General features: G+C 66.3%; 11 protein-coding genes. 7 read left to right on the top strand and 4 right to left on the bottom strand.

The genetic code is table 11. The features are described 5' to 3' along the window. The first annotated feature begins 3 nt into the window (after positions 1–3). On the top strand, positions 4–768 hold the full coding sequence (locus VGI62_RS02765; protein ID WP_331502865.1) for an HpcH/HpaI aldolase family protein: 765 nt from the start codon (positions 4–6) through the stop codon (positions 766–768). Between the two features lie 18 nt (positions 769–786). On the opposite strand, the gene VGI62_RS02760 is transcribed toward VGI62_RS02765, so the two are convergent. Together VGI62_RS02760 and VGI62_RS02755 are read right to left on the bottom strand one after the other, a co-directional pair. Continuing rightward, positions 787–1,194 carry a VOC family protein gene (locus tag VGI62_RS02760; RefSeq protein WP_331502864.1) on the bottom strand — a complete coding sequence of 136 codons (408 nt, stop codon included), beginning with the start codon at positions 1,192–1,194 and terminating at the stop codon, positions 787–789. Next, entirely contained in the window at positions 1,187–1,849 is a 663-nt protein-coding gene (locus tag VGI62_RS02755; RefSeq protein WP_331502863.1) for a TetR family transcriptional regulator, read from the bottom strand. Before VGI62_RS02755 ends, VGI62_RS02760 begins: the two co-directional genes overlap by 8 nt. A gap of 850 nt (positions 1,850–2,699) precedes the next feature. Here VGI62_RS02755 and VGI62_RS02750 point away from each other — a divergent pair. From VGI62_RS02750 to VGI62_RS02735, 4 genes are all read left to right on the top strand, one after another. Next, the gene (locus VGI62_RS02750; RefSeq protein ID WP_331502862.1) at positions 2,700–3,701 is read left to right on the top strand and encodes a hypothetical protein; all 1,002 of its coding nucleotides are present in this window, start codon (positions 2,700–2,702) and stop codon (positions 3,699–3,701) included. A gap of 11 nt (positions 3,702–3,712) precedes the next feature. Next, positions 3,713–6,247 (top strand): PEP/pyruvate-binding domain-containing protein, encoded by a 2,535-nt coding sequence (locus VGI62_RS02745; RefSeq protein WP_331502861.1) that lies wholly within the window; start codon positions 3,713–3,715, stop codon positions 6,245–6,247. 37 nt (positions 6,248–6,284) lie between these two features. Beyond that, entirely contained in the window at positions 6,285–7,196 is a 912-nt protein-coding gene (locus VGI62_RS02740; protein WP_331502860.1) for an SMP-30/gluconolactonase/LRE family protein, read from the top strand. 209 nt (positions 7,197–7,405) lie between these two features. Continuing rightward, positions 7,406–9,538: a TonB-dependent receptor gene (locus VGI62_RS02735; RefSeq protein ID WP_331502859.1), complete on the top strand. Its 2,133-nt coding sequence runs from the start codon at positions 7,406–7,408 to the stop codon at positions 9,536–9,538. A 127-nt stretch (positions 9,539–9,665) separates the two neighbouring features. On the opposite strand, the gene VGI62_RS02730 is transcribed toward VGI62_RS02735, so the two are convergent. Next, complete coding sequence (locus VGI62_RS02730) at positions 9,666–12,137, bottom strand: PEP/pyruvate-binding domain-containing protein (protein WP_331502858.1); 2,472 nt, start codon at positions 12,135–12,137, stop codon at positions 9,666–9,668. After that, positions 12,134–13,135, bottom strand: coding sequence for a DUF7064 domain-containing protein (locus tag VGI62_RS02725; protein WP_331502857.1), 1,002 nt, complete (start codon positions 13,133–13,135; stop codon positions 12,134–12,136). Before VGI62_RS02725 ends, VGI62_RS02730 begins: the two co-directional genes overlap by 4 nt. Positions 13,136–13,293: 158 nt before the next feature. Between VGI62_RS02725 and VGI62_RS02720 the strand changes: the two genes are divergently transcribed. Both VGI62_RS02720 and VGI62_RS02715 read left to right on the top strand, forming a co-directional pair. Next, positions 13,294–14,571: a cytochrome P450 gene (locus tag VGI62_RS02720; protein ID WP_331502856.1), complete on the top strand. Its 1,278-nt coding sequence runs from the start codon at positions 13,294–13,296 to the stop codon at positions 14,569–14,571. Between the two features lie 62 nt (positions 14,572–14,633). Then, positions 14,634–15,749: an NAD(P)-dependent alcohol dehydrogenase gene (locus tag VGI62_RS02715; protein ID WP_331502855.1), complete on the top strand. Its 1,116-nt coding sequence runs from the start codon at positions 14,634–14,636 to the stop codon at positions 15,747–15,749. The last annotated feature ends 8 nt before the right edge of the window (positions 15,750–15,757 follow it).

Genomic DNA, 15,757 nt, shown 5'->3' with positions numbered 1-15,757 from the left:
GGCATGTCGCATCCGGTTTTTGACCACGCCAAGACAAGCGGCCGCAGCCTGGTGGGCGGGTGGATCAGCCTCGCCGAGGTTCCCGTCCTGGAGACGATGCTGAGCGTCCCTTACGACTACGTCGGTATCGACACCCAGCACACGCTGCTGAACGTCGAGCGGGCGGCGCGTTTACTGCACGCCCGGCCCGTGGATGGGCTGCCGGTGCTCGTGCGCACGCCTGACGCCGCCGCCGCCGGCATCGGCAAGGTCCTGGACGCGGGCGGGGATGGTGTGATCGTACCGATGATCAACTCCGGCGAAGCGGCGCGCGCCGTGGTGGCCGCCTGCCAGTACGGGCCCCGCGGCGTGCGCAGCTTCGGCCCCATGCGCGCTCGCATGCCCTTCGAGGTGCAAGCCCTCAGCGCCCGCGTCGCCAGTTTCGTGATGGTCGAGACGCCGCAAGCCGTGGAGCGGATCGACGAGATCTGCGCCACGCCGGGGCTCACCGGCGTCTATGTGGGGCCCGCGGACCTCGCCATCGGCCTGGGCCTGCCGGTCGGTGGGCTCGAGGCGCCGGCGGCGTTGAAGCAGGCGTTCGCCGCGATCGCGGCGGCCTGCGCACGGCACGGCGTGCTGGCCGCCGGCCACTTCGCTCTGCCGCATCTGACGGAGCTAAAGGGCCTTGGGTTCAGAATGTTCACCGTGGGCTCGGACCGTCGCTACATCGCGCTCGGCGCAGCAGCCGATCTGCGCGGCGCGCGGGCCGCGCTCGATGGGTCTGCATAGGCGCGCGCGCCTCGCGCCTCAGGCGGACGCCTTCAGCGGCGCAAGAAACTCGATCTCGCGGCCTTCGGGGTCCTGAACGAAGGAGACTCTCAGGCCGCGCACATCGAAGGGCGGACGAAGCTCGCCGGCGCCGGCGCCGAGCGCGCGGGCGTGGGCGGCGTCGACGTCCGGCACATAGATGCCCAGGGCGCCGTAGGCGCCGCCGGGGGTGTTGTCGCGGCCGTCGGCGTAGCGGCACAGGACCAGGCAGAGCCCGCGGTCGCCGGCGGGGTTCCTCAGCACCAGCTCCGTAAGCTCGCCGGTTTCGATACGGGTCGCCGAGCCCAGGCCAACCGCCGCACCATAGAAGGCGGCCATGCGATCGAGATCCTTCACGACAAACTTCATGAAGGCGAAGGTCCCCACGCCGTTCAGGTGATCAGCCATCGTTCTTCTCCGGCTTGGCGAGGCAGCCGTGCAGGACCAGCTCCACCATGTGATCGATGAACCGGCGGCGCATATCGTCGTCGATCTTCTGGTGGCCGAACACGAAGCGCAGCGCGCTGCCGCCCCAGAACAGGTAGTCGCAGGCGCCCACCGATGAGAAGTAGAACAGCACCGGATCGATCTTGCGGAACACACCCGCGGCCATGCCTTCGTCGAGCATCTTCGCCTGCGCTCGCGTGACCGGTCCGGTGAAGACCTCTGTGATCTCGCGGGAATTCTCAGACTCCGGATCGCGCAGCAGCAGGTGGATCAGCCGGGTCATATACGGATAGTGGAAGTTGAAGTTGATGATCCCAGCCAGGTGTTTGCGGAGCTTGGCCTCCGGGCCCAGATCGGTCGCCATCAGGGCGTCCATTTCACGGATCGCCTGGGCGGTGTCACGTTTCGCCAAGGCCATCAGCAGGCCTTCCTTGCCGCCGAAATAGTAGCTGACCAGCGCCGAATTGAGCCCGGCCCGCTGAGCGATTTCGCCGAGCGGGATGTCGATGGTTTCCTTCTCGATCATCAGGGAGCTGGCGGCCATGAGCAGCTGGTCTCGCGCGCTGACCTTGGCCTTCCATCTGCGGCCGGCCTTTCGGGGGGCGCCAGCTGTCATCGCCGTTCGCTCGCTGCTGGTTGGTCCATTAGCCGCCGCCCGGCCACGCGCCAAGGTGGAACCACCGAACTACACGCCACCTGCTTGCAGGAAACGCCAAGAGGCCAGTTCATGGAATTTGACCGACGTCGGCCGGGGCCAGGTTCACCCCGACGCCGCCTGCACCCAAGATCCGGGCGGCTTCACGGAGGGGGGGCGGCGTCCTCTCGGGGGTCCAGTGGGTGAGGGGCGCCATCATGGCCTCAATTCCTGCGAGCGAGCTGATCATCACCAGAGACCCACGCCGCGACGTTCCATGCGCCTTAGAGTGCTTCGCGCCTGGCTGAAAGCAGGGTTGCGGCTCATGCCCCGCTCCCGGCGCGCGAGACCCGGCAGGGAGCGGGGAGGCCGACATTTGAAGGCGCCCCCACGCCGGGAGCCCCGCCTGGCCTCGCCTCTGCTGAATCCATGCTCGACCACGCCACTCGCGGAAATGTCGCGGGCGCAAGGCCCAGACCTGATCGCACCCGAACCCGCCACATAGCCCGATCCCCACCTCTCGCAGCAGATCCGAACCCCGGACGGTCAGCGCAATGCTCGGGCCCTTCGCGAGGCGGACCGAGGCGATGCCCAGTCCGACGACGCTGCCTGGCTCGGCCGACGGACGCGACCCGGTCCGATTGATTCAGATCCATGCACCCTCCGGACAGCATGTTCTTATCCGCACGTTTAAAGAAGATAATTAATCGGACAATTATTTTGTTGACGGTCTGATGACGGCGCGTGAATCTCCCTGCCACCGGCGCCACGGGACGATGGCGTGAACGGAGCAGTCCCGCGCAGACGGGGCGCCTGGATTTGGGAGGGTGTGATGGTCCTGAAGGCGTCGGACGAGCTGCGTCACCCCTGGGATGGCGACACGCTGTGGCGGGAGAGCTGGTACTACAATTTCTCCGACCCGACGAACCAGATCGGCGGTTGGCTCTATCTGTGGGTGCTTCCGAACCAGCCACTGAAGTCGGGCATGCTGGTCAGCCTCTATCACGGCATCGAGGAGGGCATCGATTCCAACGCGCTGGCCTGGGACGCGCCAGGGCACCTCTATCGCGGTCCCAACGACAACTGGGTCTATTGCTACAAGCAGGACGTGAAGGAGCTCTTCGAGGCCGACCTCGACGACGTCGAACTCTGCGGCCTTTCGATGAAGCGCCTGGAGCCGCTCAAGGGCTATCACCTGGCGTTCCGGGACGGCGACAACTGCCACTTCGACATCGACTGCCGCTTCATGAGCGAGCCCTGGGACTTCGCGGACAACATCCATCCGACGCCGCCGTGGCTGGCCAAGAACCGCTATCACCGGGGCTGGAAGGCCGACGGAGAGATCGTCATCGGCGGACGGACCTATCGGCTCAAGACGACCGGTGACTCCGATCACTCCTGGGGCACACGGGACATGACCGTGTTCGGCCAGAACAACCTCAAGACCTACGCGCTCCAGTCGCCGGACGGGGGGCTGTCGGTGAAGGCCCAGCTCCTGGGGCCGCCTGGGAAAGAGCTGTCGCGTGGCTACATCGCCTATGGCGCGGACATGCGGGCCGTAAAGTCGATCAAGGAAAGCAGCCGCTACACCCCAGGCGGCCTGATGTACGACATGTCCCTGCGGGTGGAGGACGTCGACGGCCGGGTGGTCGAAGCCCACATGGACGCCATGTACGCGGCCGTGAGCGGCGCGCCGCCGCGGGTCGGCTACGAGGGGGCCGGCGTTTGGGACGTCAAACGCTGGGGCCCCTGCGCCGGTCTCGCCTCCTGTTGGTGGGCCGCCGGCACCACCCCCCAGCAGCTCCACGAAGGCGTGGTTGGCAGGACGCCGTGAGCGAAGGGGGCATGCGATGGATCGTAGGCCCCGGTGATCCCCGTTGTGTGGAGGAGTCGGTCGCGGGGGGGAAGGGCGCTGCCCTCGCGCGCCTGGTCCGGCTCGGCGTGCGCGTCCCGCCGTTCCGAGTGATCGTCGCCGACGCACACACCGCAATGGCCAGTGAGCTGAGCGACAGCTTCCTCGCCGAGCTGAAGGCGAGCCTCGCGCAACTGGCGACCGCAGACGGCCTGGCTGTGCGCTCGTCGGCCATCGGCGAGGACGCGGCCGATAGTTCGTTCGCCGGGCTCTATCACACCTCGCTGGACGTGCGCGGCTTCGATGCCGTGGTCGAAGCGATCCGGACCTGCTGGCGATCGTTCGATGCGCCGGCGGCGGTTGAGTATCGGGAGGCGCGCCGGGTAGAGGGCGCCCGGCCGGGCGCCATGGCCGTGGTGCTGATGGAGATGATCCACGGCGACTGGTCCGGCGTCGCGTTCACCGCCAACCCCGTCAGCCAGGCCCTCTCTGAGGGCCTGGTCAACGCGGCGCCGGGCCTTGGGGAGGCTCTCGTCTCGGGCGAAGTGAACCCCGAGGAGATCACGCTTGCGGCGGCGGATGGGGCGGTCCTGGCGCGCCGTCCCGGAGACCGACCAGACGCCCCCCTGCCGGACCGCGCGCTGGCCGAAGTCTGGAGCGCCTCTCGAGCGATCGCAGACCAGGCCCTCTTTCCGCAGGACGTCGAGTGGGCCTGGCGCGGCGAAGAGCTCTTCATCCTGCAGAGCCGGCCGATCACCACGATCGCCGACGTCTACTACAGCCGCTCGATTGAGCCCTGGAAGGACAACCCCGAGGCAGATCCGGATCGTCCCGACCGGGTCTGGTCTCGGATGCTGGCGGACGAGACCTGGGTCTCCCCGATCAGCCCGCTGTTCTACAACATCCACAACAGCACGCCGGGCCGCGTGGGGTTCATAAGGTCTCACGGCGATCCCTCGTGGCTCCCACCGGACCTCTTCAAATATCACCGGGCGACCGCCTACTGCGACATCTCGCTGATCCAGCGGATGTATGCCTTCCAGCCGCGGCTGGCCCGGATCCAGGGCATCGTGAATTTCCTGCCGGCCGACCTGCAGGAGGCATTTCGCAGGGCCCCGTGGCGCTGGCGTGGGCGTCTGCGGCGCATGCTCAGTTACGAGCTGCAGCAGCCCGATACACGCTCCTTCTTCCGCAACTACCGGGCGGTCAACGTTCAATGGCCACCTTACGTCGAGCTCAGCGACCGCTGGTTCGACACGGACCTCGACCAGCTCTCGCTTGAGGACCTGCGGGCGCACCAGGCCGAGGTGGCCGGTGAGATGGCGCGGGTCGGTCCACCGTGCGGCATCGCGGTCCTTTCCCATGCGTCCGACCTGCACCTCCTGCTCACTGGCCTCCTGGATCGCTGGTGCGGCGCGTTGGGGTCCGACGGCGAAAACCTCTACGCCCGGATCAGCTCCGGCCTCGAAGGCAGCGAGACGGTGAAGGAGGGCGAAGCGCTCTGGCTGCTGGCCGCCCGTTTCAAGGGGCTGGGCCCCGGGGTGGTTGAGCGGGCCAGGACGACGAATTGGTCGGCATTCCGCGCCCATCTTGTGGATCTGAACGGCGGACCCGCCGCCGTGAGAGCGTTCGAGGATTTCTGGCGTCGGCACCGGCACCTGGGATCGACCTACAAGGACCTGATCTGGCCGCGCTGGGGCGACGACATCGATCAATGCTTCAGGGTGGTGGTCGGTTATCTTGAGAGCGACGCAGTCCAGCCGTCCGTCGTGCACAGACGAAGCGCAGAGCGCCGGGTCGCTGCTCAGGCGGAGATCCTCGCCTCGCCGCGCGGCCCGCTGGCGCCGATCCGTCGGCGGATCCTGCGCTGGCTGTTCCGTTACAACGAACTCTACATGTCGGTGCGTGACAACCACCGCTACTACGTCGATCGCAACTGGTACGAGCTGCGCCGAATCTACCGGTCGTACGGCGCGCGACTGGCCAAGGCCGGTGTCCTTGAGACCCGCGACGAGGTGTTCTTCCTCGGAACATCGGAGGTCGAGGCCGGGCTGAAAGGCGAGCTGGCAGGCGCCGAGGCCAGCCGCCGCATCGAAGTGCGCAAGCGCATCTGGGAGACGACCTTGCGCCGGCAGGGTCCGAAGTTCCTGAAGGGCTGGGCGCCCTACGCCGATCGGATGGCGGGCGAGGCTCAGGAGGGCGCTCGCCTGCAAGGTATCGCCGCCAGCCCCGGCTTCGCCGTGGGCCGGGCGCGCGTCGTCTACGACGTGCGCGAGCTGGAACGGGTCAAGGATGGCGAAATCCTTGTCACCCGGCAGACCGATCCCTCGTGGACGACCGTGTTCGGCCGCATTGGCGGCCTCGTCCTGGAGACGGGCGGCGTCCTGTCGCACGGCACCTCTTTGTGCCGCGAATACGGCCTGCCGTGCGTCACCGCGGTCGAGCGGGCGACCGTGCGGATACCTGACGGCAGCCAGATCGAGCTCAGCGGCAGCGAAGGGGCGATCCGGATTCTGGAGACGACGTAGGCCGCTCGCAGCGGCGACGGCTAAGGGAGGAACGGACTTGGACATAGAGGTGGTGGCGCAGGATCTGTGGTTTCCCGAGGGCCCTGTCGCCCTGGCGGACGGCTCAGTCCTGCTGGTCGAGATCCGGCGCCAGACGCTCACGCGCGTCTTCCCGGACGGTCGCACGGAAATCGTCGCTGAGATTCCCGGAGGGCCAAATGGCGCAGCGATCGGGCCGGACGGCGACTGCTACGTGGTCAATAACGGCGGCTTCGAATTCCACGAGCAGCCGGATGGCCGCTTCGTAACCCACGGCGAAGCGCCGGCGGGCTACAAGGGAGGCTCGGTCCAGCGGGTCAACCTGCGGTCCGGAAAGGTCGAGACCCTCTATACCGAGTGTGACGGCCGAAAGCTGAACGGCCCCAACGACTTGGTCTTCGACCGCGATGGGGGGTTCTGGTTCTCCGATCCCGGCAAGGTCGGCGACGGCGTGTCCGACCAGGGCCAGCTCTTCTACGCCAAAGCCGACGGCTCGCTGATCCGGCGGTTCCACACCATGTCGACGCCGAATGGCGTGGGCCTCTCGCCCGACCAGAAGACGCTCTACGTCGCAGAGACGCTCACCGCGCGCCTGCATGTCTTCGACATCGTCGCACCAGGCGAGATCGCGCCGCCGGCCGCGGAGTGGGATCGCGGCGTGATGGGCCCTCTGCCTGGTAAGCAGATGCTCGACAGCCTGGCGGTCGAGGCCGACGGGCGGATCTGCGTCGGCACGCTGCGCCACGGCGGCATCACTGTCTTCGAAAAGGGTGGCGCGTGGGAACACATCGAGTTCCCCGATGCGATGGTCACGAACATCTGCTTCGGCGGCGCCGACATGCGCGACGCGTGGATCACCGGCTCCGATGGCGGGCGCCTCTTCCGGTGCCGCTGGCCGCGGCCAGGCCTCAAGCTCAACTACAACGCGTGAGAAAAACTCTAACGGTAAAGCATTGAAATCGATGATCGGATGATCAAACAAGTATAAACAGGAAGGGGCTCAAGATGTCACTCCGTGATGGCTCTAAAAGGTTGTTCAAGACGCTGTTGTTTGCCGGAGGCTGTTCTTTAGCATCTGCGGCGCCGGCCTTCGCGCAGGTCGCGCAACCGACTGCCGCCGCTACGGTCGAAACGCTGATCGTGACGGCGCAAAAGCGCGAGGAAAATCTTCAGTCCGTGCCGCTCTCGGTGGCGGCCATCTCGAGCACCACGATCGAGCGGCTGCACGTGCGGGACTTCAAGGACATCACCGGGACGGTTCCCAACGTCCAGGTCCAGGTCAATGCGGGCCTGAGCCTTGCGGCGTCCTACGTCATCCGCGGCATCGGTATCGCGGCCAACCCCTCCCCATACGTCGGGACCGAAGTCGGCACCGTGATTGACGGTGTGGTGTTGTCCGTCAACCAGATCGCGCTCATCGATAACTTCGATCTCGAACGGATCGAAGTTCTCCGCGGGCCTCAAGGCACGCTCTTCGGCGCCAACACGACCGGCGGCGTGATCAACGTCATTACGGCTCAGCCCACGGGCCAGTTCGGCGGCTACGGTCAAGTGACGCTCGGGAATTACAGCCGCATGGACGGCGCCTTCGCCCTGAACTTCCCGATCATCGACGATGTGCTGGCCGGCAAGGTTTCCTACTCGCACCGTCAGCGCGATGGCTATTACACCAACCTTTATACAGGCGATCCGATCGGCGGCTCCAACAGCTCGCAGCTGCGAGCCTATCTGAAGTGGACGCCCGAGGCCCATCTCGACGTCACCTGGATCGGCCAGGTCCAGAAAATCCGCGATGGGACGGACGTGCTGCTCGACATCGCCTACCCGGGCGAAATCTTCTTTCGGCCGACCACGCCTTTCGCCTTCCAGCTCTATTCGAACGTGCCCGACAAGCACAATACCGACACCACCAGCAACACGATCACCGCCAATTGGGAAGGCGGTATCGGCAGGGTCACGTCGATCACCAACTACCTGACCTGGAAGAGCCTGGGGTATCAGGACATCGACGGCATCGACGCTCCTGGCTATGCGCAGGTGGGCAAGCAGGATGGCTGGCAGATCTCGCAGGAACTGCGCGACCTCTTCCACCCGGTCGAGAGCGTCGAAATGCTGGTGGGCCTCTACGCCCAGCAGTGGGGCTACTATTCAAACGGGCAAAACTGGCCCGTCTTCTCCAGTCCCACCGCGATCGGCGAGACCATCAACAAGGAGAAGACGACGAACCTGGCGGCGTTCACGCAGGTCTGGTGGGACGTAACCGACCGCCTGCGCCTGCAGGGGGGCTTACGGGTAAGCTACGAAACGGTGCGGATGTACGAGGCTTCCGTCAGCTTTGTGCAGCCCGCCGGCACTGACCCGGCCAAGGGCTTCAGCAACCTCGTGGGTGCGACCCAGCTCCCGTTGAATCCGTTGAACCTGCCGACCGAGGCCGAAAAGTCATGGACCAACGTCGGCGGCAAGGTCGCGGCCGACTACAAGATCACCGACGACGTGATGGCCTACGGTTACTATGCCCGTGGCTTCAAGTCGGGCGGGTTCAACGGCCGGGTCACGCTTGCGGCGAACATCGGGCCGTACAATCCCGAATACGTCGACTCCTTCGAAGCGGGGATCAAGTCGCACTGGCTGGACAACCGGCTGCGCCTGAACATCGCGGCCTTCTACAACAACTGGCAGGACATGCAGGTCAACCAGGTGTTCTATCGGGGCAATCCCCCGGTGGGCTCCTCGACGATCCTGAATGCCGGCAAATCCACCACCAAGGGCGTCGAACTGGATGGCGAGTGGGTGCCCGTCGACGGCCTGCGCATCAACGGGACGCTGGGATACCTGAACACGTACTATAACGTATTCAAACAGGGCAACGGCCCCACTTGCGCGCCGCCACCCGCCATTCCCTCGCCTGGCTGCAGCAATGACTACAGTGGTCGGCCTCTGGTCTATTCGCCAGAGTGGAACGGCTCGCTCTCGGCGACCTATACGTGGGCCGTGGGCGGCGGCAAAGCCGACGCGACGCTGCAGTACATCTATAACGGTGACCGCTGGGGCAATTACACCCAGGCGCCGAGCGAGTTCCTGAAGGCCTACAGCTTGCTCAACGCCAATCTTACCTGGTCGCCGGCGAAAGAGCACTGGGCGATCAGCCTTTGGGGGCGGAACCTTACAAACGAGAAGTATCTCAATCTCGCCCTCGATGCGCCGCCACTCTTCTCAGAGGGCCTCTTCGGCGCACCGCGCGAGTACGGGATCGATTTCCGGTTCAACTTCTAACGATGGTGTAGCCGGCGGCTTCCCCCCCTCCTTGCGCCGGTGGCCCCGGAGCGTCCAGGCGCTCCGGGGCTTTTTTTCGCCTGTCCTGAGCTTCGCCAGCCGGCCCTCGTGCCGAATGCGCAGGCGTTCAAAGGAGGTCGACGGTCCCGGCCCCACCATCCAGGGCGACGGACTGGCCGTCGCGCACCCGTTCGGTGGCGCGGTCCAGAGCGGTGACACAGGGCAAGCCGAACTCGCGGCATAGGGAGGCCCCGTGGGCCAGAACCCCGCCGGTCTCCAGGACGAGGCCGCCGAGCCGCGAGAACACCGGGGTCCAAGACGGATCGGTCTGGCGCGTCACCAGGATCTCGCCGGGCGCGACGCGCGACAACTCGGAGATGTCGTAGATCACGCGCGCACGCCCTCGGGCCTGGCCGGGGCTGGCAGGCTGGCCAGTGAGCCGCCCCTCAGCGGGCGCGGGGCTCTCGCCATCGTCGGGCACATAGCCGCGACGGAGGAACTTGGGCGGCAGACGCAGGCGGGTGGCCTCCCATTCTTCGCGTCTTACGGCGATGCGCTCCGCGGCGGTCGAGGCGGAAAGTCCGCCCGTGGCCAGTTCGGCCTGTTCCCCTCGATTGAGGAAAAAGACGTCGTCGGCGCGCTTGAGCCGGCCTGCCGCCAATAGCCGTCGTCCCTTCTCGACGAAGGTGCGTCGGAGCATCCACCAGACGTGGTCATAGTAGTAGCGGTGGTTGTCGCGCAGGCCGGTATAGATCTCGTTGTACCGGAAGAGCACGCGCAGCACCTGACGGCGAACTGGCGCGAGTGCGCCGCGAACGGAGGCCAGTGCGAGGCTCTGCGCGGCGCGGCGCCGCTCGGCCGCAGCGGCGTTGGCGTGACTGGGCCGGGCGCCGGCGCCGAGGAACGCCCGCACCTGCGCCCAGAGCAGCTCGGGATCGTCGCCCCACCGCGGGTGGATCACGTCCTTGTAGTTCGCGCCTCGGTGCGGATGTTCGGCCAGAAAGGCCTCGAAGGATCGCACCGCATCGCCGGCCCCGAGCGCCTGGGCCTGCTGGCGGAACGCGGCCAAGTCGAGCGCCGAGGCAGCCGACTGGGCGCCGGCGGCCTTGATCTGCTCGGCGATCGCCCAGATGCCGTCGCTCTCGCGCACGGTCTCGCTGGCCGCAAGCCCGGCCGAGACGGCGCCATAGAGCTGTTCGCCCTCACCGCACCAGCGCTCCAAAAGTCCGGTCAGCACAAGTTTGAGGTCGTGGCCATAGTAGAGCACCGCCACGCCGCACTCGATGCTCACTGAGCCGGCGAGCGTCCAGATGTCATTGGTGTGGGTCGCAAGGGCCGCCTCATCGAGGGTCGTCACGTCCACAGCGCGCAGCTCGGTGGCGCGCGCGAGGAACGATGGCCAGGCCGCGGCGAGGAACCGGTAGTTGCGGGTAAGCCCCCAGCCGGCCCCGTACTTAACCTCAAACTGCCACAACCGGCGAAGGAGCCCGCGCCATCGCCAAGGAGCCGCCTTGAGCGCCGCATGCCGTTCCGTCGGGAAAAGCGTGTAGATGCCTGGACGCCGCGCCAGCGGCGGCAGACACGCATACATCCGTTCAAGCGGGTCCACGTCGCAGTAGGCCGCGGCGCGGTAGTACTTGAAGATGTCCGCAGGGGTGGGGGCGTCGTCCCCGCTGCGGGATAAGTAGTCGGTCACGACCCCGCCGATGTACTGTATGTCATAGAAAATGGGACTGACGGGCGGCGACCAGATCTCGTCGGCATAGGCGCGCGTCCACACCCGCTCAGGGGCGTCAGGGTCTCCCGCTTCGCCCCAAGGCTCGATCGGGCGGTTGTAGTGAACCGCAGCGACAGTCGTGATCGGACGGCTCTGCAGCAGCCACAAGCCTTCGGAATCGAAGGCCCACTCCACGTCCTGCGGAAATCCGTAGGCCTTGGCTATGGCAGCACTCGTGCGCACCACTTCGTCGAGCATGAATCTCGGCACTCGCTCGTCCGCCGCTCCGCTGCGTTCAAGGATCTCGCCGCTCGCTCCATTGAGGCGGATGGTGTCCGGGTTCACGAGGCCTGAGACCAGCTTGTCGGCGCCACCGCGCACGGCATTGACGACCGTGACGGAGAGCGCCTGGGTGAGCGGGTCGGCGGTGAAGCAGACGCCCGACCAGGAGGCCTCGATCATCCGCTGGACGATGACAGCCATCGCGTCGTCGGAGGTGATGGCGCGCGCCGCGCGGTAGGCGGCCGCCTCAGGGCTACGGTGGGAACCCCAGCAGGCTTCGACCGCGGCGATCAACGCCGCTTCGCCCCGGACATCGAGTACGGTCGTGAAGACGCCGGCGAAAGAGTTGTCGGCGGAATCCTCCGCGACGCCGGATGAGCGCACGGCGAACGGGTGAGTGTCGCCGCCGAGCGCCCGCCACTGGGCGGTGATCTGCGCGGCCAGGGCTGGTGGGACCCGGCCGTCGGAATGCTGGCGATGCGTCTCCGCCGGGATCACGAAAAACGGGGGCACCCGCCAGCCTTCAGCCTGCAGCCGAAGCAGCGACGCCGCCTTGCCGCCAACCTCCTGCGGCGTCGATCGGTTAGCCGCGTCGATCACGCCACCTCGCCGGCACGGAGCATGGCGCCGGTCACGTGCTCGGGCCAGAAGTAGGAGACGAGGCCGGGCGCCTCGCCATGGCCCTCCACCTGATATTGGCCGACCCCTTCGAAGCCCCAGAACGCCTGCCCGTAGCCGAGGTAGGAATGCATCCGATCAAGGCTCGCCGTGACGGTGCGGCCGAGCGCATCGGTGACCCTCAGTGCGATCCGGCTCTGCACGCCGGCCGCATCGTACTCTGCGCTCGTCTCCACGTTGGCCGCGGAGCTCATCTCGCCATCGATAGAGACGAAGCCGAGCGCCAGGGTCTCACCGCTGGCGACGCCGCCGACGCCCTGCTTCAGGACAGAGATCATCACCCGGCCATCCGCCGTACGGAATGACCACATCTTGAAGAGGTTGGAGCCGAAGGTCGGCGCATCGCGGGTTCCCCATGAGTGGTCGGAATCGCCGGTGCAGTCGACGGCGTAGACGCGGCCGGCCAGTCGCAGTTCGCCCTTGGTCTTCCAGGCGCGATGGTAGCGGTTGAGGGCGATGAAGGCAGGGGTGGGATGGACGCCGTCGGCGTAATCGTAGGGAGCCGTCAGAAATTCACCCCGCAGATCAAACCCGTTGCCGACGTCGTCCTCGAAGCTGAGGGCATAGGACTTCAGGGGTGCAAGCCGGCTGAGCTTCAGCCCGCCAAAATCGACGGCGTCGAAGTTGGCCGGCTCGAGGGCTTCGCCGTCCTTGTTGTAGAAGTAGAGCCAGTTGTCGCCGTCGCGAAGGACATGGTCCGGCGAGGTCAGCGCCGCTTGGCCGCCATCCGTCCGTGGGTTGGCGCCGTGGTAGAAGCTCACAAGCATGCCGGTCCGCGCCTCGCGGTTCGGGGTCACCCAGTAGTAGATCCATCCGCCGATCTGGTTTTCGACGTCGTTGAAGTTGAAATAGACGCTTTCGCGCCAGTGATAGTCATCACTGAAAGGATGGCGCAATTCGTCGTCCGCCCTAAGCACCATTTCGGCCGTCCTCCCGCAGTTTGCGCCTGTTCCAGCGCACTGACTTTAATCGTGCAATTAAATATGTCCGCCGAGGCGGTGCAAGCACCTAACGGCTTGCGGCTCCGGGAATTAATCGCATAGTTAAATCATCGCGCTCGCGGATCGTGGGAGGATGTATGACCGCAGGTCCCACTTTGCCGGACGATGTCGCCGAGACCTTGGTCGATCCACGGGCTTACGCCGATGGCCGGATCCATGACGCCTACCGGTGGCTTCGCCAGAACGAGCCCTTGGGCGTGGCGCGGCCCAAAGGTTACGATCCATTCTGGGTGGCCACCCGCCATGCCGATATCCTGGAGGTCAGCCGCCAGAACGAGCTGTTCCACAGCGGCGATCTGCAGACCACGCTCACCAATCAGGCGACCGACGCCCTCGTGCGCCAGAAGACGGGCGGCTCACCCCATCTCGTGCGCAGTCTCGTGCAGATGGATGCCCCCGACCATCCCAAGTATCGCCTGCTCAGCCAGGCGTGGTTCATGCCGGCGAACGTGCGCACCCTGGAGACGCGGATCCGGGAAATCGCCCGGGCGAGCGTCGAGCGCATGGCTCAGCTCGGCGGGCGCTGCGACTTCGTCAAGGATGTCGCACTGCGCTATCCGTTGCATGTGATCATGGAGATCCTGGGCGTCCCGGAAGAGGACGAGGCGCGCATGCAGATGCTGACCCAGGAACTCTTCGGTCCCCAGGATCCCGACACCGCCCGCGCCGCCGAGGACTCCCAGGAGCAGACCGCTGACGCGTTAGGGGCGGTGCTGGATGACTTCTACGCCTATTTCGAGCGCATCAGCGCCGAACGCCGGGCATCTCCCAAGGGCGATCTGGCGACCCTGATCGCCAACGCCACCATTGATGGCGTTCCGATCAGCGGCCTCGAGCAGCTAAGTTACTATGTGATCGTTGCGACCGCTGGCCACGACACGACCTCGTCGAGCACGGCCGGCGCGATCTGGCAGTTGTGCGAGGACCAGGAACAGTTCGCCAGGGTGAAGGCCGATCCGTCCCTCATCCCCGGCCTGGTGGACGAGGCGATCCGCTGGGTGACGCCTGTGAAGCACTTCATGCGATCGGCCACAGCCGACACTGAACTGAACGGCCGGCACATCGCAAAGGGTGACTGGCTGATGCTCTGTTACGCCTCGGGCAATCGTGACGAAGCTGTCTTCGAAGACCCATACCGCTTCCGCATCGACCGCAAGCCGAACCGCCACCTGGCCTTCGGATACGGCGGACATGTCTGCCTGGGGCAGCATCTGGCCAAGCTGGAGATGCGGATCTTCTTCGAGGAGCTGTTCGCCCGGCTTGAGCGGATCGAGCTGGCGGGCGAGCCCGCGCAGACCCAGGCCGTGTTCGTAAACGGCCCGAAGAGCCTGCCACTACGCTTCGAAATGGCCTGACGCGTGGCGAAAGCGGTCAAGCTGGCGAGCCCGCGCCGACACGCTGCGCCAAAGGCATCCACATGAAGACCATGGCTGCGCTTGTTCGATCGCCGGGGGCGGCGTTCACGATCGAGGAGGTGGAGCTCGACGCGCCGCGCGATGATGAGATCCTCGTCCGGATCGCCGCCGTCGGGGTGTGCCACACAGACCTCGTGGCCCAGCAGGGCGCCATGCCGCTTTCGATGCCGGCCGTCCTTGGCCACGAGGGCGCGGGCGTGGTGATCGCAACCGGCGCGGCGGTCACCAAGGTCTCCTCAGGTGACCGCGTGGCCCTGACGTTCCGATCCTGCGGCCGATGCGAGCGGTGCCATGGCCGCGATCCAGCGTACTGCTACACCATGCCTGCCCTGAACTATGTCGGGGCCCGACCCGATGGTTCGAAGGCGATCCGCCAGGCCGGCGCAGCGGTGTCCTCGAACTTTTTCGGGCAGTCCTCCTTCGCCGGCCATGCGCTAGCCTACGAGCAGAATGTCGTGAAGCTGCCGCCTGACATGCCCTTCGAATTGGCCGCGCCGCTGGGGTGCGGGGTGCAGACCGGCGCGGGCGGGGTGATGCTCGCCCTGGCTTGTCCGCGTGGCTCCTCGCTTCTTGTGACGGGCGGCGGCGCGGTCGGCCTGTCGGCGGTGATGGGCGGCGCGCACCAGGGTTGCGCCCCGATTATCGTTGTCGAACCCATGGCGGCGCGCAGGGATCTCGCGCTGGAGCTCGGGGCGACGCACGTCATCGACCCGGGGGCGGACACCGATCTCGCCGCGCAAGTGCGCGCGATCGTCCCGAACGGTGTCGATTTCGCTTTCGACACCACAGGGCGGCCCGACATCCATGCGGCGGTGATGTCGGCCTTGGCGCCGAAAGGTGTTCTCGGGATTGTCGGCATTCCACCGCCGGGGGCGCCGATGCCGGGCGCCCTGGGAACAGTGCTTATGCTGGGCCAGACCGTTCGCGGCATCATCGAGGGCGACAGCGACCCCGACGTCTTTCTGCCGCGCCTCGTGGAGCTGTGGCGCGCCGGTCGCCTGCCTCTAGAGAAGTTGGTGCAGGTTTTCCCGTTCGCCGAAATCAACGAGGCGATCGCCGCTCAGCATCGCGGTGACTGCGTGAAGGTCGTGCTGGAGGTAGGCTCGGGCGAGCCTTGAGCCACGGG

The sequence above is a fragment of the Phenylobacterium sp. genome, assembly GCF_036495085.1.
GTDB lineage: Bacteria > Pseudomonadota > Alphaproteobacteria > Caulobacterales > Caulobacteraceae > Phenylobacterium.
This window is presented reverse-complemented; position numbering and strand designations above follow the sequence as displayed.